Raw genomic sequence first — 17644 nt, 5'->3', positions numbered from 1 at the left:
GGCTCTAGCCCTGTAGCGAGGCGCCGAGTAGCAGTGCGCCCATGGCAATCACCAGCAGGGCGCCTAGGATTTCGATCGTATTCCCGATCCACACCGACGCGGCTGAGCCGCGCCCGGCGAGGCGCATCGCAGTGCCTTTGGCAGTGACCGCGAGTGTTGCCAGCATCGCGACCGTTATCGCGGTGCCAAGCGACATCGCGATCACCGATAGCACGCCGCCGAGATAGAGGCCGTTCAGCAGCGAGAATGTCATGACCAGCAGCGCGCCCGAGCAGGGGCGTAAGCCAACGGCGATGATGGCCGACCAGGCTTCGCGGACATTGAACTTCTCGGCCTTAAGCAGGGACGGATCGGGCATGTGCGATTGGCCGCAGGTCTCGCAGGCCATGCCGGCAATGAACTTGTGCCCGGCTCTGAGCGCCTGCGCTTCACCGAAGGCGTAGCTCGAACCTTGCTTCTGCGCTGCATTGTCCTGCCAGTCCAGCATCATGCTGACGGGGCCAGACGACGTTGCCATGACCTCACGGCGTGGCATGCCTGCAATGATCCCCCGCAGCTTGCGGAACAACAGCCAGCAACCGAAGAGGATGACCAGGATGAAGCTGGCGATCTCCATCGCCTGCGTCGCGGCCGTCAGGCTTATGCCGGTGCCGCGCAGCACCAGCCATGCGCCGCCGACAAGTGCGATTGCGACAAATCCCTGGAGGAAGGCGGAGACGAAGGAGATGGATACGCCGCGTTTCAGCTCGATCTCATTGGCGATCATGTAGGAGGAGATAACAGCCTTACCGTGCCCGGGGCCGGCGGCGTGAAAGACGCCATAGGCGAAGGAGAGGCCGATCAGCGCCCAGAGATGCCAGGAATCCGCACGCATGGCTCGCAGCGCACCCGTCAGGGCACGATAGAAGGCCTGCTGCTGTGCATTGACATAGAGGAGGAGGGGAGCAAGCGGGCCGCCCGTCGGCTGGAAGCTCGGTTCCGATGTGCCGATGCCGAGCGGCGACTGCGCATGCGCAACGGCCATGCCCGCGACCAGCACGAATGCGGCGCCGAGCGCAATCGGCCGAAGCCGGTGTCTCAGCATGTGAGATCCAGTCGCGTCGCGAAGAGCTTCGACATGTTCGTCCCCGTCGGGTCGTTGAAGAAAGCGTCGGTCAAGGACTGCTTGTTCTCGGCGATCACCTGGTCGGCATCGGGGCGGACGACCTGGTGCTTGCAACTTTTGAACCCGTCGCCGACCAGAACCAGTTCGTTGTCGGTCGGGAAGTCGATCGAGGTGTAGAGCGTCGGGTCGTAGACACCGAAGGTAAGGCCTCCCTTGAGCGGCATCTTTTCCGCCGGCTTGACGGCGAAGAACATCAGCAACTGACCCTGCTTGTAGTCCACATGGATCAGGTCGGGCTTCTCGACCTTTATATTCTTACCGTTCAACGTAAGGTTCATGTAGTAGTCGTAGTCGACCAGCGAATCCCGCACGGTCTTGCCGACCTCGGCCAGCTCGTTCGGGTCCAGCTTCAGATCGGTGTTCTTGTCGAAATCCATCACGACGGACGACGAGAAGACCTCGTCGAAGCGCCAGACGTTGCGCAGTTCAGCAACGTTGCCGTCGTCATCGGCGACGACCTCCAGCCGCGCTTCGACAAACACATGCGGGTGTGCAAAGGCTGCGGCTGGCAAAAGCGACAGGAGCGACGCCATCAGGAATGTCGATTTCTTCATGCGTGCTCTTACTGCGGGATCCCAAACTCACCTGATTCCTCGCCAGTAAATGGGACGGAATTGGGACCGGCCCCAGACGGGAAGCGGTCAGGAATGCTTCTTGAACCAATTGTGAAGGTAGTCGACGAAGATGCGGACCTTGGCCGGCAAGTAGCGGCGATGGGGGTAGACGGCATAGATACCGCGATCGGTCGGAATGTAATCGTTGAACAGCGTCACCAGCTCGCCGCTCTCGATCGGCTTGCGGGCGATGAAATCGGGAATCAGCGCGACGCCGATGCCTGACAGTGCGGCGCGCAGCGTCGCATGTGGGCTGTTGACCTCCATGGGGCCTGTCACCGCAACGGCAAAAGATGTGCTGTCCGGATTGTAGAAGCGAATGCTGCCCTGGCTGCGCGAGTTGGTGTCGACGATGAAGGGGACGTTCGACAGATCCGATGGGTGGGCAAGATCCGGATGGCGCTCCACGAAGTCGGGTGTCGCGCAAAGATGGACGCGGAAATCCGAGATCTTGCGGGCGATCATGCCGGAGTCCTCGAGCTTGGTCACGCGAATGGCGACATCGAAGCCTTCCTCGATGAGATCGACGAATCGGTCGTCCGCGGCGATCTCCAGCGCGAGATCCGGGTTTTCCTTGGCGAAGTCGATCAGCGACTGGCCGACCTCGGCATCGACGAAGGTGCGTGGCACCGAGACCTTCAGTCGGCCCTTCAGTTGGGCGTTATTCTCGCGCACGAGATCGGCGAGGTTGTCGATCTCCTTCAGGATGTCGGATGCCGTGCGGTAGTAGGTATGACCGGCCTCGGTCATGGAGAATTGGCGGGTCGTCCGGTTCAGCAGCAGGGCGCCGAGCTCGTCCTCCAATTCACGCACATATTTCGACAAAAGCGCCTTGGAGCGGCCGGTGCGCCTCGCCGCAGCCGAAAAGCCTTCTGCTTCAACGACATCGATGAAGGCGCGGATGCGGGTGAGGGTGTCCATGACGATCTCCTGAAAAAGCGCCGAACCACCATTCAAATCAGTCGGTTGCGGGCCGTTTTACCACGTTGAACAAATTGCGGTGTATTGTTCAAATATTTTCTGCCGGGAGATGCGAAAAAACCGCTTGATTATGACGGCGAATATTCCTATCTCGTGGTCAGCCCAAAGTCGCACGTGCCCATGGGTGTCCGCCGAACCCTCGAATTGGTGAGGAAATCGGTAAGGTACCTGGAATTAACCCCTCCAGTCGCTATTCTGGCCAACCGGAAAATGCGAGGACGCCTGAAGCAACGACGGTGCGGGCCTTTTTGTTCTCTCCCTGCTTTCCATCAGCGGGGGTTACTGAAGAGGCACACCTTCATTGCCGGAAGTGCGGTAGGGAACTCCCTCCAATCCATGGCAGACAAAGCCGGATCCATGTCGCTTTCGCGGCGTTGATCCATCATTTGCGCTATCAAGCGCTTGCTAAGGTTCCGGGGTCTCCACCGGCTGGTTCCTATGCGAGCGATTGATTGCCCTTTGTCCTCCGGTTTTCCGGAGCTCTGGAATTGGAAGAGGGAATCGATATGACCACCCAGCGCATCCGCGACTTTCTCGCAACCCGACGTCCCGACGGTCCCTGCCTCGTGGTCGACCTCGACGTCGTGCGCGATAATTTCTCTGCTTTCCGTCACGCCATGCCGGACAGCGCGATCTACTACGCCGTCAAGGCAAACCCGGCTCCGGAAGTCCTGAAGCTGCTCGCCGACATGGGCTCGAGCTTCGATTGCGCGTCAGTCGCTGAAATCGAAATGGCGCTCAATGCCGGTGCAACCGCTGCCCGTATTTCCTTCGGCAACACGATCAAGAAGGAACGCGACGTTGCCCGCGCGCATGCGCTCGGCGTCAGCCTCTTTGCGGTCGACAGCCACGAGGAAGTCGAGAAGATCTCGCGTGCCGCTCCCGGCGCCCGCGTGTTCTGCCGCGTCCTGACGGATGGTGAAGGTGCTGAATGGCCGCTGTCGCGCAAGTTCGGCTGCGTCCCGCAGATGGCTGTGGACGTTCTCGTCTACGCGCATCAGCTCGGCCTCGAGTCCTACGGTGTGTCGTTCCACGTCGGTTCGCAGATGACCAAGGTCGATGCCTGGGATTCGGCTCTCGCCGACGCCAAGCGCGTCTTCGTTCAGCTGGCCAAGCAGGGCATCCACCTGCAGATGGTCAACATGGGCGGCGGCTTCCCGACCAAGTATCTGCGTGATGTTCCGTCGGCGGAAGCTTACGGTCGTGCGATCTACCAGAGCCTACGTGACCACTTCGGCAACAACCTGCCGAAGACGATCATCGAGCCGGGCCGTGGCATGGTCGGCAACGCCGGTGTCATCAAGACTGAGGTCGTGCTGATCTCGAAGAAGTCGGACAACGACGCAGCCCGCTGGGTGTTCCTCGACATCGGCAAGTTCGGCGGTCTCGCCGAGACGATGGACGAAGCCATTCGTTACCCGATCCGGACCGAGCGCGACGGCGACGAGATGGAGCCTTGCGTGATTGCCGGCCCGACCTGCGATTCGGCAGACGTGCTCTACGAGAAGAATCTTTATCCGCTGCCGATCTCCCTTTCGATTGGCGACGAGATCCTGATCGAAGGCACCGGGGCCTACACAACCACCTACTCGGCGGTCGCGTTCAACGGCTTCGAGCCGTTGAAGGCCTACGTCATCTAATATTGCCAGCCCCGTAGCCAGCCGGGGCGGCATTCTCACAATTCATATCAATCGCCGCTCATATCGGTTTTGGGTACGGGAGGCCACGATGGCCGCTGTTCTTGATTCTGTCCGCGCATTTTTTGCGCCTTCTGTCTTTACCATCGACGCCGAGAACGCTGGCGACGTCGTGGCTCGCGAAAACCTGCTGGATCGTGCCATGGGCGCGAACCGCCGCAAGAAGTCGTCGGAAAAGATCCGCCGCGGCCGTGTGCCGGCTGAAGGCCTGGCGCTGGTTGCACGCGATCGCGACGGCCATGTCATCGGCACCGTGCGCCTGTGGAACGTCGAGGCCGGCGTCAACGCCGAAGGCACGCCGATCAACGCGCTGCTGCTCGGGCCGCTTGCGGTTGATGCGAGCTTCGAGGGCAAGGGCGTCGGTTCGGCGCTGATGCGCGCCGCCATGCTGGAAGCGAAGAACCGTGAGCATGGCGCGATCCTGCTCGTCGGCGATGCCCCTTACTACGAACGTTTCGGTTTTTTTTCCGGGAAGGCTCAACATCTCGTCATGCCGGGTCCCTTCGAACGCTCGCGCTTCCTGGCGCTGGAGCTCATCGAGGGCTGGCTTGACGGTGCGGCCGGCATGATCGTCCCCTCGGGGCGGATGCTGGCAAGCGCCCCGGTCCGCAGGGCGGCGTGATCGGCAAGGCCTCTCCCCTGATGGGGAGGGGCCTTTTGTTTTCTCGTTTTTCGGAAATCAAGTTTAGGCGGCGCCGGAAAACCGGACGAACGCTTAGCCTAAACTTTTATGACTGCGTGCCCCCTCAGGCTTCAATTATTTGACGACGCTTGTGTCGACCAATTGAGTTCCGGCAGTCTGAACGACATTTTCAGGTATAGCGGCGATGAAGAACATCGTGAAAGCATAAACCGCGAATATAGTCGCTGCGGCAGTGGCCCTTAGAATCATTCATGCACTCCTATTCTCAGGAGTCCAATGTGGGCTCAAAAAGTGGCTTTCCAAAGAGTTTTCTGAACGCCAGATGAACAAAAAACTGTGAGAGCAAAAATTAATGATATTTTAGCAACACCTGAGTTTCGCCCCAAAGTGGGCGAAATTCCTGATTTGTTCTCACGAATTTGCAATTATTTCAAGCATATAGATGAAAGTTTGGGCATTGGTTTTCCTCGCTGGCGCGTGGTCGCCCTATAATCTCCTCGTCATCTGGCAGGGAGCCGGGTTCATGAACCGGTCCGCCTTGCGTTCATATTTCGGCGCTCGATGATGGTTGCCGAGGCTGGGTCGGATACCGTCAGGGTTGAAGATCCATCGGGGAATCGGGATCGGGAGACGCTCCTGTCGAATTTGAGAAGCCGGAAAGCTCGCCGCAATCGGGCAGGCGATGCAGCCTGACATCCCATTCCGCTACCCCAAATCGCCTGCCCACTCCCATCGGGAAAACCGTCACGAAGCATGGCTTCGCGCGGCGCCTTGGGCTGCCTGCGGGATGGCGGCCTACGCCTGTGGTCGTGTTCATCAGACGCGTCCCCGCCGATCATAAAGTTTCACGTCCGCGTGAGCCGCATCGGGCGGACGATGATTTTGCGTTCTGCCTACGCTAGCTCAGCGAAATGATCACGCGCCTCGCTTTGCTCGTCGCTTTCCTGCTGTCGCCGCTCGCTGCCGTTGCACAGCCGGAGAACGGCCGGACGGCAGTTTTGCTCGAGAGCTTGTCCTCACGCGTGGAGTTGAAGCCGCTGAGAACCGTGATCGTCGCCAGGGATGGGCGGACGGTGGCGGAACAGGGCTACGGCGACCACGCCGCGACTGAGTCAGTCAACATCAAGTCCGCTTCCAAATCGATCATTTCATGCCTCGTCGGCATCGCCATCGAAAAGAAACTGCTGGAAAGCCCGGACCAACGGATCGCTCCGATCCTGAAAGCTGATCTGCCTGCCGATCCCGATCCGCGGCTTAACGAGATCACCATCGGCAACCTACTTTCGATGCAGGCGGGGCTTGGTCGCCTGTCTGGTCCCAATTACGGGCGCTGGGTTGCCTCGCTCAACTGGGTGCGTTTTGCCCTTGCCCAACCTTTCGACGACGCGCCTGGCGGTCAAATGCTCTATTCGACCGCCTCCACGCACCTTCTCTCGGCGATCCTGACGAAGGTCAGCGGGAGGTCGACGCTGGCGCTCGCCCGCGAATGGCTGGCACCCGTTAGCGGCTTTAGGATCAGCGCCTGGGAGCGCGATCCGCAGGGCATCTATCTCGGCGGGAACCAGATGGCGATGACGGCCCGCTCGCTGCTGGCTTTCGGCGAACTCTATCGCAACGGCGGCAAGGCTGCGGATGGTACGCAGGTCGTGCCTGCGGACTGGATCGCGCAATCGTGGCAGCACCGCACCAATTCGCGCTTCTCCGGCGACGATTATGGCTACGGCTGGTTCTCGCGACAGATTGGCGGCGAGGAGGTCCATTTCGCCTGGGGATATGGCGGCCAGATGCTCTACATCGTCCCCTCGCTCGGCTTGACTGTTGTCATGACATCGGACGAGAGCGGCCCATCGGCGCGCACCGGCTACCGCGATGCGCTGCATGGTGTTCTTGCGGAGATTATCGAGGCGGCGCGGCTGTCCTGATAACACAGCCGCGCAAAAGCTTAGGCTGCGATATCGACGACACCGCAATCGCCGGCTTCGGAAGCGAAGGCCAGCAGCTTGCCGTTCTTGCTCCAGCTCATCGACGTGATCGCGCCTTTGCCGGGTCGGCGCAGCAGCGCTTCCTTGCTGTCGGCAATGCGGACGGCGAGGATCATGCCGTCGATGAAGCCGATCGCCAGGATGTCTTCGACAGGGTGGAACTTCACTGAGGTCGCCATGATGTTGGCGCGGGTGCCGAGCTCGAGCGGCGCTTTGCCCATCGGGCCGTCTTTGCCCTGGAATGGCCAGACGATCGCAGCCGGCGCACCTGACGAGGCAAGCCACTTGCCCTTCGCGGACCACGAGAGAGACTTCACCTTGGCGGGGTAGCCGGTCATGCGCATGTGCCGGGCTTCAGCGCCGGCCTTGCTGTCGAGCTTCCATCCGTGCAGTGCGTTCTCCTGCATCGTCGTGACGAGGAAGTTGCCGTCAGGCGAGAAGGTGACGCCGGTATGGGCGCCCTTCCATTCGAGGTCGACCGGCTTGGCAGCGGTGCCGACCCAATGCAGCGACACGCCGTTGTAGCGCGCGGCGGCAATGCGCATGCCCTTGGGCGCGAAGGCGAGGCCTTCGACGGTCCGCTCTTCGGTAAATTCCTTGGTCGTGCCGTCGGCGAGGCGCACGAGAGCGCTCTTGCCGTAGGAGTAGGCGACGGCGCCCTGCGGGCCGGCGGCAAGCTGGGAAATCCATTTGCGCGGCGCGTTTGCAAGCTCGGTCACCCCGGCATCGGCTCCGATGCGCAGCACCTTGCCGTCCTCACCGCCGGAAATCAGGCTTTCGCTATACGGGTCGCGGATGCAGCTCAGCATGCCCTGATGGGCCTCGGTCACCTTCTCGCCGCCGTCGAGGCGGTGGATGGTGCCGGCGGCATTGGCGAAGAAGGGGGTGTCACCTAAAAATTCGACGGCCAGGATATGGCCGTCGAGATCAAACGGGGCAACTGTGGGCATCAGGCCGCCGCCTCGCACGCCTTGAAGGAAGCTTGGAGCTTTTCGTGATCAAGTTCGCGGCCGATGAAGACGAGACGGGTCTCATGCTTCTCGCCGTCCTTCCAAGGGCGCTGGTGGTCACCTTCGATGATCATGTGGACACCCTGAACGACGTAGCGTTCGGGATCGTCCTTAAAGGCGATGATGCCCTTGAGGCGCAGGATATTCGGCCCCTGAGTCTGCGTGATCTTCTGGATCCAGGGGAAGAAGCGTTCCGGGTTCATTTCGCCGCCACGCAGCGAGACCGACTGCACCGTCACGTCATGGATCGGCGACATGGCGCCATGATGATGGTGGTCATGATCATGATCATGGTGGTGATGGTCATGATCGTGGTCGTGATCATGCGCATGATGATGATGGTGGTCGTGGTCGCAATCCGGACCGCAGACGTGATCGTCATGGTCATGATCAAGAAAGTGCGGATCGTTCTCCAGCGCGCGCTCCAGGTTGAAAGCCCCCTGATCGAGAACGCGGGCCAGATCGACGCCCGAGCGGCTGGTCTTGTAGACGCGGGCCGAGGGATTGATGGCGTGAACGATATCCTCGATCTGCGCCAGCTCTTCCGGCGTGACGAGGTCGGTCTTGTTAATCAGGACGACGTCGGCAAAGGCGATCTGGTCTTCGGCCTCGCGGCTGTCCTTCAGGCGCAGCGGCAGATGCTTGGCGTCGACGAGAGCGACAACGGCGTCGAGTTCCGTCTTGGCGCGCACGTCGTCATCCATGAAGAAGGTCTGGGCGACCGGCACAGGATCTGCAAGGCCCGTCGTTTCAACGATGATGCCGTCGAAACGGCCGGGGCGGCGCATCAGGCCTTCGACAACGCGGATCAGGTCGCCGCGCACGGTGCAACAGACGCAGCCATTGTTCATCTCGTAGATCTCTTCGTCGGATTCGACAATGAGGTCATTGTCGATGCCGATCTCGCCGAACTCGTTGACGATGACCGCATATTTCTTGCCGTGGTTCTCCGACAGGATGCGGTTGAGCAAGGTCGTCTTGCCGGCGCCGAGGTAGCCGGTGAGAACGGTAACGGGGATAGGCTTCTGCTGGGTGGGGATCGCGTCGGTCATAAGAACCTCGAGAGATGGCACGCCCGGGGGCGGGGCTGAAAATTCGTCGGTCTCATATAAGGAGTTGCGGGCGGCAGTTCAAAGGGTTTTGTATGTTATAAGATCACATCGCACCGGCGATGGTTTCAATCGAGCTCCGCCGCGTCGAATGCATCGACGTCCTGCAGCAGTTCGGCCAGCCCCCTCACGGACTGCGCAATCAGCGCCTCGCCCTTCTCCGCCGTCGCCAGCGACGCGTTGCCCGCCACGCCCGATGGGCTAAGGTCAGACATTTTCCATCCGAAGGCGTGCGGGCCATAGGCACGCAGATGCTTGAAGCGGGCAGCGAAATCCGACTGTCGGGACGGGAAGTCTGCAGCCTTGGTCATGTCGACCTTATCCGGGTGAAGCGCCAGCATCACCGACGTCTCGATGTCGCCGCCGTGGATGTCGATCGCCTTTGCCTCGGGCGAGATGACATCGGCGGGAACGCCGAAGCGCGTCCAACTCGTGGCGACGGCGAGCATGTTGAACCGGACGCGGGCCTCCGTCGCAACGATCGTCATCAGCGGTGAGTTGCCGCCATGGGCATTCAACATCACCAACTTGCGAATGCCCATGTCCGAGAGCCTCCGGGCAATGCCGAGCCAGCGTTGGATGGCCTCTCCATATGTCAGCGTTTGCGTACCCTTCACGTCCATGTGCTCGATCGAATAGCCGACTGTTTCTGTCGGCAGAAACGTGACCGGCGAGGCGGCGGGAATTGCAGCCTTGAGCCGGGCAACGATGCCGGCTGCAATCAATGCGTCGGTGTCGAAGGGCAGGTGAGGTCCGTGTTGCTCGTGGGCGCCAAGCGGCAGGATTGCGATCCACCGACTGCGGTCCGAGGGGGAGAGATTCGGATCGTTGTGTTCGAAGTCGCGAGAAGGCACATTCATCCGGCTAAGCCCTCTTGTTTATGACGAGATGATGCGCAATGTGATAGCGCAGCGTTCTCAATGCTTATCGCATAAGCCCTTAAACCAAAATCGATTTAGGGGAGATGATTATGAATGTTCCGGCTCCCTTGCAAGGCGAGGGATGCGCAACACGGCAAAGTCAAAGGAATCGCGATGGGGAAGAAGCACAAGGACGGTAAGAAGCAGAAATCCAAGAAGAAGGACCAGACCGAATATACGGTTGTAGATCTTTCGCCGGCTTTGACACAGGCGGCCCGCTCGATGCGCACCGTGCTGTCTCGCAACCTGCTTGAAAGCGGTCTCTATGCCGGCCAGGACGGCGTGATTTTGCTGCTCGCGGAAACCGACGGGATGACGGCAGGCGGGTTGGCACAGAAGCTCGGCGTTAAGGCGCCAACCATGACGCGCACGATCGGGCGCATGGAAGCCCAAGGCTTCCTCGAACGCAAGCCGGATGCCGACGATGCCCGCCTGACCAAGGTCTATCTGACTGAACTCGGTCGCGGCAGCGTCAAGGCAATCGAAATGGCGTCCTCGGCGTGCGACAGCATGGCCACCCAGGAGTTCTCCGAGAAGGAAATTCGCAATCTTGTCCGTCTGTTGAAGGCAATCGACGGCAACTTGCAGTCCGCCGCCATCCCTCTCGATGAGCCTGAGGAAATCTGACAGATTTGTGAAATTACGAATTGCTTCGTTGCGTTTAATCTTTTAATTAAACATTTTAATAGTGCTCGACTCTTGAAATGGTTGGGCGCAAGGACAACCGCGCGTTGCCTGGGGAGGACACGTGGCTCAAAAGATAAAGCTTTCGACGATCGCCGAAACGCTCGGCATTTCCACAGCAACCGTATCTCTTGCCTTACGTGACAGCCCGCTCGTGGCTGGTGCCACCCGGGACAAAATCAAGGAACAGGCCCGCGCACTCGGCTATATCTATAACCGCCGCGCCGCCAGCCTGCGTACGTCCCGCTCTGGCATCATCGGTGTCGTCGTCCACGACATCATGAACCCGTTCTATGGCGAAATCCTGAAGGCGATCGAAAGCGAGCTCGATCGCAGTCGGCACACCTTCATTCTGTCGAACCACTACGACTCCGTCGAAAAGCAGCGCACCTTCATCGAAACGCTGCTGCAGCTCGGTGGGGACGGTGTCATAATGTCCCCGGCGATCGGTACGCCGCCGGAGGATATGCAGCTTGCGGAAGACAACGGCATGCCGGCGATCCTGGTGGCCCGCTCGCTGGACGGATTGGACCTTCCGACCTATCGCGGCGACGACAGCTACGGCATTTCGCTCGCCACCAACCATTTGATCGGCCTTGGCCATCGCTCGATCGCCATGATCGGCGGTACCGACCAGACGTCGACGGGACGCGATCGCTATCAGGGCTACGTCAATGCGCTGCGCAAGGCCGGCATCGACGTTGATCCGGGTCTACGCATTCCCGGTCCGCGCTCGATGCAGGGTGGTTTCGAAGCGGCGGTGCATTTCCTGTCGCTGCCGCAAAAGCCGACGGCGGCGGTCTGCTGGAACGATCTCGTCGCGATCGGCCTGATGAACGGCATTTCCCGCGCCGGTCTCGTTCCCGGCAAGGACATTTCCGTCACCGGCTATGACGACCTCGAGGAAGCGTCAATATCGATGCCGGCGCTGACCACCGTCTGGAATGGCCAGGCGGAAGTCGGACGCCTTGCTGCCCGCGCGCTTCTCGATCGCCTGGCGGGCAGCCACGAGCCCGACGGCATCCATCTGATCAAGCCCGAGATGCGCATCCGCCAGTCGACCAGCCCCTACCGACCGCGCCCGTAGCAAGCCAAGAGGAAGTGCCATGTCCCGCATCGCCGTTCTCGTTCCCGGGAAGATACACGAACGCGTCCTGACGCGCCTGAAGGAGAGCTTCGACGTTGTCGAAGCCAATCCCTCGACGCTTGACGCGGAGGCCGCTGGAAAGATTCGCGGTGTCGCCGTTTCCGGCACATTTGATTCGGCAGCAATCGACAGTCTTCCGAAGGTCGAACTGATCTCCAGCTTCGGTGTCGGCTATGACGGCGTCGATGCCAAGCATGCGGCAACCAAGGGTATCATCGTCACGAACACGCCCGATGTGCTGAACGACGAGGTCGCCGATACGGCAATCGGACTGCTCCTCAATGCCGTGCGAGAGCTTCCTCGTGCCGAGAACTGGCTGCGGGCCGGCAACTGGAAGCCCGGGCAGAACTATCCGCTGTCGCGCTTCTCCCTGAAGGGGCGGCATGTCGGGATCTATGGCCTTGGCCGCATCGGCCAGGAGATCGCCAAGCGCCTTGAACCGTTCAAGGTGAAGATCAGCTATCATACTCGCACGCGCCATGCCACCGCGCCCTATGGCTACCACCCGTCGCTGAAGGACCTTGCGGAAGCCGTCGACACGCTGATCTCCATCGTCCCGAAGACGCAGCAGACGCACAAGACGATCAATGCCGACATTCTTTCGGCGCTCGGCCCCGACGGCGTGTTCATCAATGTCGGGCGCGGGTGGACTGTTGACGAAGAAGCGCTTGCAGCGGCACTGAAGGCGGGAACGATCGGCGCGGCCGGCCTCGACGTTTTCTACAACGAACCGAACGTGCCGGCTTCGCTGCTCGATCTTCCGAACGCCGTGCTCCTGCCGCACCTCGCCTCAGGCTCGGTGCCGACGCGCAATGCGATGGCGGATCTGGTGGTTGACAATCTCGTTGAGTGGTTCGGGAAGGGCCGGCCGCTGACGCCAGTTCCGGAAACACCAGCGAAGGGCTGATTATCTCAATCTCGGGCCGGGATGAGGCGCGCACGCGGACAGACCGTCGGCCTCACCCCAGTCTACTGTGCCTGGCTACTTGGCGACGTGCCAGACGCCGCCGACGCCATCGCCTGTCATATCGCCGGGCTTCTTGTCTCCGGCGAACGTGTAAAGTGGCTTACCTTCGTATGCCCACATTTCCTTGCCGTCGGCCGCCTTGACGAGTGTCCATTCGCCTTCGGCCTTGGCCTTGGCGGCGGCGTGGAAGGCTGGCCACTTCTTCAGGCAAGCCTCGTCGCAGTTCGATTTGCCCATGGCGTCCTTGTCGAACGTGTAGAGCGTCATGCCTTTGGCGTTTGCCAGGATCTTGCCCATCTTCGTATCGACCATTTTGGCCGGTTCCGCCGCAAACGCCGCAAAGGCGGTTGCAGCCAACAGGCCGGCAGAGACGATCAGCGTTTTCATGGTTACCTCCTGTTCAGGAGTGCCAGCGGGATGCTGGTAGCGCCCGATGTGAGCAAGAAACGTTCCTGCGACTTGGCGGTTCCATGGTCTCGCTGACAGCGGTGCGCATTCGGATTTGTTTTACTCGATCGCACGCAACGCGCATCTTTCTGCTGGAAGCGCCCAGGGCATTGTTCGCGTATGCGTTGAAAAATGTGGTCAGCTATTGCAGAACTTTCGAATGGGGAAATCTCCCTATCAGATGGCTGCTGCTGCAAACTGTCTTGCCAAACCCAGGGTGGATCGCAATCCGATGAATGAAATGCGACGCAAGCTGACGACCATCTTCTCGGCCGATGTCCAGGACTATACGCGGCTGATGGGCGCCGACGAGGAGGGTACCCTTGCCATGCTGAAGTGGTCGCGCGATGCGATGTCGCGGCTGATCGGCGCGCATGGCGGTCGGGTGATCAATACCTGGGGCGACGGCCTAATCGCGGAATTTCCGAGCGTCGTCGAAGCGGTGCGCGCTGCCATCGATGTCCAGAACGAACTCGTCGGAATAAACGCCGCCCGGCCGGCGGAAGGACGCATGCTCTATCGGATCGGCATCAATCTCGGCGATGTCATCGCCGAGGGTGACGACCTCTACGGCGACGGCGTCAATATCGCCGCTAGGCTTCAGGCTTCCGCAGCAGCGGGCGGCATCGTGATCTCCAACACAGTCTACGACCAGGTCCGCAACAAGGTCGCCGTCGGCTTCGATTTTCTCGGGCCACTGACGGTGAAGAACGTTAGCGAGGCCGTGCCGAGCTATGCTGTGCGGATCGGAGACGACGTGTCCACGACGCCCGCACCACCCGCTCGCCCGTTGCCGGCGGCTGCGGCGCCTGCGCCGGGGCGCCCCCTTGCACCGAGGGTGCGGAAGATTGGCGGGGTGTTCGCGGTTGTCGCGATCACGTTGGTCGTGATCAATCTTTTGACGTGGCAGGGCGAGTTCTGGGCCGTCTGGCCGCTCCTCGGCCTTGCCTTCGTCGCTGCGATGGCCTGGAACCGGAATCAGAGCCGCTTCGACCAGCGTCTTGCCGGCTTGGCCGTTATCGGCATTGGTATCGTTATCATCAACTTGCTGACATGGCACGGGGTGTTCTGGGCGATGTGGCCGCTGCTGGGCCTGGCGGTCGCCGTCGGCCTGCGGTGGGCGATGCGAAGGTAAACGCAGGAGCTCCTATCCGCCGTGCTCGGATGGGACAAATTGATTCGACTGCCTGCGGTCGCTGTGATCCACTCGCCAAGTTTTATTGCCAATCTCGAAGTATCCAAACCAGAGAGCTGAACATGGGCAATACCTCTGGCACAGCGAGACTGCGGCCAGGACCCCGGCAATGCGGACGGCCGCCATGAAGCTCGAGGTCATCGTCAGATGCCGATTTCGTCACGGGCGACGACTTCAGGGTCATTCAGTTCACGCCTCCGGGCTCGCCCTGCTCCGTCATCTTCGGCAAGAACGTGACGGCGGCCGTGCCCGGCACGGCGCAGGGCCTCCATCTGATCGTTTCCGATGTCGAAGCCGCTCGTGCCGAGCTCGCCGAACGCGGCGTCGCGCTGAGTGATGTCTTCCACGATGCCGGTGGCGTCTTCCATCATGCCGGCGAAAATGCACGCGTGAGAGGTCCGCATCCCCAGCGCAAGAGCTACGGCTCGTTTGCTTCATTCAGCGATCCGGATGGAAACGGCTGGCTGTTTCAGGAGATCACGACCCGACTGCCTGGGCGCATAGATGCTGATGAAACGATGTATTCGTCTGCCAGCGATCTCGCCGCGGCCTTGCGCCGTGCGGAAGCCGCTCATGGAGAACATGAGAAGCGCATCGGCAAGCGCGATGAAGACTGGCCGACCTGGTATGCGGAATACATGGTTCGCGAACAGGCGGGCAAGCCGCTGTCATCGTAGGTTTTCACCGTGCAGCCATAAAGGGCCGCGCAACTGGCAGGCCAATCAGGCGGGGGTTTTTTCCGCCGCCTTGGCGAGCTTGCCTGCCGCGTAATCCCTGACCGCATCGCCGAAAGCAGAGAAGATCTGGTTGGACGGCTTGTCGGTCTCGGCCCAGTACTCCGGGTGCCACTGGACGCCGACCGCAAAGGCCGGGGCATCGATCACGGACACGGCCTCGATCGTGCCGTCCTCGGCGACGGCCTCGACCTGCAGGCGCGGCGCGGTCTTGGCGATCGCCTGGCGATGCAGTGAGTTCACCCTGATCTCGCCGGGGCCGACGATACCTGCGATGCAGGAGCCTTCCTTGACGAAGACGCTTTGGCGGATCGCGTACTTGCCGTCACGGTCTACCTCGGCCGGGGTGCGATGATCCCATATGCCTGGCTGGTCCTGGATTTCGCTGGCAAGCGTGCCGCCCATTGCGACGTTGAGTTCCTGAATGCCGCGGCAGATTGCGAGCAAGGGAATGGCGCGGTCGATGGCACGGCGGATCAACGGCAGAGCGGTGGCGTCACGGGCGATATCGAAGGGGGCGTCGGCATCGGTCGCCGTTGCCCCATAGTAAGACGGGTGGACGTTGCTGGCCGAACCGGAGACGAGAACGCCATCGACGCGGTCCAGAATCGCGTCGGTTCCGTATCCTTCCTCGAAGGCCGGAATGATGAAGGCCATGACACCGGCGGCATTGAGTGCCGCGCGCACATACTGATGCTGGACGGCGTGCCATGTGGCACCGTCGAAGGTGCGGATATCGGCAGGAACAGCGACGATCGGCTTCGTCATTTTAACCCCGGTCGGAAGATGGAATTGGTGTATTGAGAGAGCCGAGAACGGCCCGGAAGTCAACGTCTCGGCGCAATCGCGGGCGGAATTACGGCAGTCGTGGCCGCCGGCTCCGGCAAATTACCGCTAACCTGCTGATTCTCATGGAAATGCACTTCGCCGCCATATTGCCGTTGTGATGCCAAAGACTAATGGCACAGTGCTTGAAACACGGTCGCCACCGTGCTTAGCTTCCCGCCATTGCTGCGGGTAGAGACGAGGGTTCGCCTCGCAGTGCCATCTATACGGGAGGTTTTTGATGGATCGTCGTTCATTCATGAAGAAGGCAGGAACCGCCGGCGCCGGCGCCGTTGCTGCTGCGGGTGCACTGGCAGCACCCGCCATTGCACAAGAGAACCCTAAAATTTCGTGGCGCATGACGTCGTCGTTCCCGAAGAGCCTCGATACGATCTATGGCGCTGCGGATGACATTGCCAAGCACCTTGCCGCGGCAACCGACGGCAACTTCACCATTCAGCCTTTTGCGGCCGGCGAAATCATTCCGGGCCTTCAGGCCGCCGATGCCGTCAGCGCCGGCACGGTCGAGGCCGCGCACACGTGCTCCTATTACTTTGTTGGCAAGGATCCGACTTACGCGATCGGCACTGCCATTCCATTCGGTCTGAACGGACGCCTGACCAATGCCTGGTTCTACGAAGGCAACGGCAACACGCTGATGAATGAGTTTTACGCCACGCAGGGCATCTATGGCCTGCCGGCCGGCAACACGGGCGCCCAGATGGGCGGCTGGTTCCGGAAGGAGATCAATACGCTTGACGACTTGAAGGGCGTCAAGATGCGTATTGCCGGTCTTGCCGGCCAGGTCATCAGCAAGGTTGGCGTCATTCCGCAGCAGATCGCCGGCGGCGATATTTATCCGGCCCTTGAAAAGGGCACGATCGACGCTTCAGAATTCGTCGGTCCCTATGACGACCTGAAGCTCGGCCTGCACAAGGTCGCGAAGTACTACTATTACCCCGGCTGGTGGGAAGGCGGCCCGACGGTCCACGCCTTCTTCAACCTCGAAAAGTGGAACAGCCTGCCTAAGCACTATCAGGCGGCACTGACCGATGCCTGCGCCTTTGCCAACACAAACATGATGGCAAAGTACGATGTGAAGAACCCCACGGCACTCAAGCAGTTGGTGGCGGAGGGCGCCACGCTTCGTCCTTTCAGCCAGGAAATCATGGAAGCCTGCTTCCAGGCTGCCCTCGGGATCTACGCCGAGATTTCGGCCTCGAACCCGTATTTCAAGAAGGTCTACGAGGATCAGACCGCGTTCAAGCGCGATGCGTATCTCTGGGCGCAGCTGTCGGAGTACACCTTCGACACGTTCATGATGATCCAGCAGCGCGCCGGCAAGATTTGACCGACAGTCCAGTTCGGACAAAGAAAAAGCCCCGGATTTTGGTCCGGGGCTCAGATTGCTGACAAACCCCTGGCACCGTCTGGGGGTTTGTGATTCATTGGGACATGTTGAAGAAACCTGCCCCCACCCAGACGGCTCTTGAGATGGTGACGCTCGACAGTCTGGTGCCGAAG

16 protein-coding genes and 1 pseudogene are annotated in these 17644 nt (G+C 60.7%); 9 read left to right on the top strand and 8 right to left on the bottom strand.

What is annotated here, in order from left to right:
• Positions 1–4: 4 nt before the first annotated feature.
• From IB248_RS18060 to IB248_RS18050, 3 genes are all read right to left on the bottom strand, one after another.
• On the bottom strand, positions 5–1024 hold the full coding sequence (locus IB248_RS18060; protein WP_245267940.1) for a nickel/cobalt transporter: 1020 nt from the start codon (positions 1022–1024) through the stop codon (positions 5–7).
• Between the two features lie 53 nt (positions 1025–1077).
• Positions 1078–1719: a DUF1007 family protein gene (locus tag IB248_RS18055; protein ID WP_192241462.1), complete on the bottom strand. Its 642-nt coding sequence runs from the start codon at positions 1717–1719 to the stop codon at positions 1078–1080.
• 87 nt (positions 1720–1806) lie between these two features.
• Positions 1807–2700 carry a LysR family transcriptional regulator gene (locus IB248_RS18050; RefSeq protein WP_018856557.1) on the bottom strand — a complete coding sequence of 298 codons (894 nt, stop codon included), beginning with the start codon at positions 2698–2700 and terminating at the stop codon, positions 1807–1809.
• A 566-nt stretch (positions 2701–3266) separates the two neighbouring features.
• Here IB248_RS18050 and odc2 point away from each other — a divergent pair.
• From odc2 to IB248_RS18035, 3 genes are all read left to right on the top strand, one after another.
• The gene (gene odc2, locus IB248_RS18045; RefSeq protein ID WP_025658907.1) at positions 3267–4400 is read left to right on the top strand and encodes an ornithine/lysine decarboxylase; all 1134 of its coding nucleotides are present in this window, start codon (positions 3267–3269) and stop codon (positions 4398–4400) included.
• Between the two features lie 88 nt (positions 4401–4488).
• The gene (locus IB248_RS18040; RefSeq protein ID WP_192241461.1) at positions 4489–5079 is read left to right on the top strand and encodes an N-acetyltransferase; all 591 of its coding nucleotides are present in this window, start codon (positions 4489–4491) and stop codon (positions 5077–5079) included.
• Positions 5080–6011: 932 nt separating this feature from the next.
• A complete protein-coding gene (locus tag IB248_RS18035) occupies positions 6012–7022 on the top strand; it encodes a serine hydrolase (RefSeq protein WP_192241460.1) in 1011 nt (336 codons plus the stop codon).
• 20 nt (positions 7023–7042) lie between these two features.
• Here IB248_RS18035 and IB248_RS18030 read toward each other — a convergent pair whose 3' ends face one another.
• The 3 genes from IB248_RS18030 to IB248_RS18020 form a co-directional block, all read right to left on the bottom strand.
• Entirely contained in the window at positions 7043–8032 is a 990-nt protein-coding gene (locus IB248_RS18030) for a WD40 repeat domain-containing protein (RefSeq protein WP_026371715.1), read from the bottom strand.
• Positions 8032–9144: a GTP-binding protein gene (locus IB248_RS18025; protein ID WP_192241459.1), complete on the bottom strand. Its 1113-nt coding sequence runs from the start codon at positions 9142–9144 to the stop codon at positions 8032–8034. Before IB248_RS18025 ends, IB248_RS18030 begins: the two co-directional genes overlap by 1 nt.
• A gap of 125 nt (positions 9145–9269) precedes the next feature.
• Complete coding sequence (locus tag IB248_RS18020) at positions 9270–10061, bottom strand: creatininase family protein (RefSeq protein ID WP_025658912.1); 792 nt, start codon at positions 10059–10061, stop codon at positions 9270–9272.
• Positions 10062–10235: 174 nt separating this feature from the next.
• On the opposite strand from IB248_RS18020, the gene IB248_RS18015 reads away from it, so the two are divergent.
• From IB248_RS18015 to IB248_RS18005, 3 genes are all read left to right on the top strand, one after another.
• A complete protein-coding gene (locus IB248_RS18015) occupies positions 10236–10748 on the top strand; it encodes a MarR family winged helix-turn-helix transcriptional regulator (protein WP_026371716.1) in 513 nt (170 codons plus the stop codon).
• A 121-nt stretch (positions 10749–10869) separates the two neighbouring features.
• Positions 10870–11892 (top strand): LacI family DNA-binding transcriptional regulator, encoded by a 1023-nt coding sequence (locus IB248_RS18010; RefSeq protein WP_018856567.1) that lies wholly within the window; start codon positions 10870–10872, stop codon positions 11890–11892.
• A 19-nt stretch (positions 11893–11911) separates the two neighbouring features.
• On the top strand, positions 11912–12859 hold the full coding sequence (locus IB248_RS18005) for a 2-hydroxyacid dehydrogenase (protein WP_192241458.1): 948 nt from the start codon (positions 11912–11914) through the stop codon (positions 12857–12859).
• Between the two features lie 75 nt (positions 12860–12934).
• Here IB248_RS18005 and IB248_RS18000 read toward each other — a convergent pair whose 3' ends face one another.
• A complete protein-coding gene (locus IB248_RS18000) occupies positions 12935–13306 on the bottom strand; it encodes a hypothetical protein (protein ID WP_018856569.1) in 372 nt (123 codons plus the stop codon).
• A gap of 292 nt (positions 13307–13598) precedes the next feature.
• Between IB248_RS18000 and IB248_RS17995 the strand changes: the two genes are divergently transcribed.
• The gene (locus IB248_RS17995) at positions 13599–14501 is read left to right on the top strand and encodes an adenylate/guanylate cyclase domain-containing protein (protein WP_192241457.1); all 903 of its coding nucleotides are present in this window, start codon (positions 13599–13601) and stop codon (positions 14499–14501) included.
• A gap of 169 nt (positions 14502–14670) precedes the next feature.
• A pseudogene (locus tag IB248_RS17990) lies at positions 14671–15238 on the top strand (glyoxalase).
• A 45-nt stretch (positions 15239–15283) separates the two neighbouring features.
• Here the strand turns inward: IB248_RS17990 and IB248_RS17985 are convergent.
• On the bottom strand, positions 15284–16063 hold the full coding sequence (locus IB248_RS17985; RefSeq protein WP_192241456.1) for a gamma-glutamyl-gamma-aminobutyrate hydrolase family protein: 780 nt from the start codon (positions 16061–16063) through the stop codon (positions 15284–15286).
• 298 nt (positions 16064–16361) lie between these two features.
• On the opposite strand from IB248_RS17985, the gene IB248_RS17980 reads away from it, so the two are divergent.
• On the top strand, positions 16362–17471 hold the full coding sequence (locus IB248_RS17980) for a TRAP transporter substrate-binding protein (protein WP_113162346.1): 1110 nt from the start codon (positions 16362–16364) through the stop codon (positions 17469–17471).
• Positions 17472–17644 lie beyond the last annotated feature (173 nt).

Origin of the sequence: Rhizobium sp. RHZ01 (assembly GCF_014851595.1) — a bacterium.
Classification (GTDB): Bacteria; Pseudomonadota; Alphaproteobacteria; order Rhizobiales; family Rhizobiaceae; genus Rhizobium; species Rhizobium altiplani.
The sequence above is the reverse complement of the archived record's forward strand: the minus strand, read 5'-3'. Positions and strand labels throughout refer to the sequence as shown.

What these genes read in the sequence shown, in the direction of transcription:
- IB248_RS18000 (WP_018856569.1), bottom strand. Translation starts at nt 13,306, where the DNA reads ATGAAAACGCTGATCGTCTCTGCCGGCCTGTTGGCTGCAACCGCCTTT.
- IB248_RS18020 (WP_025658912.1), bottom strand. Translation starts at nt 10,061, where the DNA reads ATGAATGTGCCTTCTCGCGACTTCGAACACAACGATCCGAATCTCTCC.
- IB248_RS18040 (WP_192241461.1), top strand. Translation starts at nt 4,489, where the DNA reads ATGGCCGCTGTTCTTGATTCTGTCCGCGCATTTTTTGCGCCTTCTGTC.
- IB248_RS18015 (WP_026371716.1), top strand. Translation starts at nt 10,236, where the DNA reads ATGGGGAAGAAGCACAAGGACGGTAAGAAGCAGAAATCCAAGAAGAAG.
- IB248_RS18035 (WP_192241460.1), top strand. Translation starts at nt 6,012, where the DNA reads ATGATCACGCGCCTCGCTTTGCTCGTCGCTTTCCTGCTGTCGCCGCTC.
- IB248_RS18025 (WP_192241459.1), bottom strand. Translation starts at nt 9,144, where the DNA reads ATGACCGACGCGATCCCCACCCAGCAGAAGCCTATCCCCGTTACCGTT.
- IB248_RS18055 (WP_192241462.1), bottom strand. Translation starts at nt 1,719, where the DNA reads ATGAAGAAATCGACATTCCTGATGGCGTCGCTCCTGTCGCTTTTGCCA.
- IB248_RS18005 (WP_192241458.1), top strand. Translation starts at nt 11,912, where the DNA reads ATGTCCCGCATCGCCGTTCTCGTTCCCGGGAAGATACACGAACGCGTC.
- IB248_RS17980 (WP_113162346.1), top strand. Translation starts at nt 16,362, where the DNA reads ATGGATCGTCGTTCATTCATGAAGAAGGCAGGAACCGCCGGCGCCGGC.
- IB248_RS18050 (WP_018856557.1), bottom strand. Translation starts at nt 2,700, where the DNA reads ATGGACACCCTCACCCGCATCCGCGCCTTCATCGATGTCGTTGAAGCA.
- IB248_RS18060 (WP_245267940.1), bottom strand. Translation starts at nt 1,024, where the DNA reads ATGGCCGTTGCGCATGCGCAGTCGCCGCTCGGCATCGGCACATCGGAA.
- IB248_RS17985 (WP_192241456.1), bottom strand. Translation starts at nt 16,063, where the DNA reads ATGACGAAGCCGATCGTCGCTGTTCCTGCCGATATCCGCACCTTCGAC.
- odc2 (WP_025658907.1), top strand. Translation starts at nt 3,267, where the DNA reads ATGACCACCCAGCGCATCCGCGACTTTCTCGCAACCCGACGTCCCGAC.
- IB248_RS18030 (WP_026371715.1), bottom strand. Translation starts at nt 8,032, where the DNA reads ATGCCCACAGTTGCCCCGTTTGATCTCGACGGCCATATCCTGGCCGTC.
- IB248_RS17995 (WP_192241457.1), top strand. Translation starts at nt 13,599, where the DNA reads ATGAATGAAATGCGACGCAAGCTGACGACCATCTTCTCGGCCGATGTC.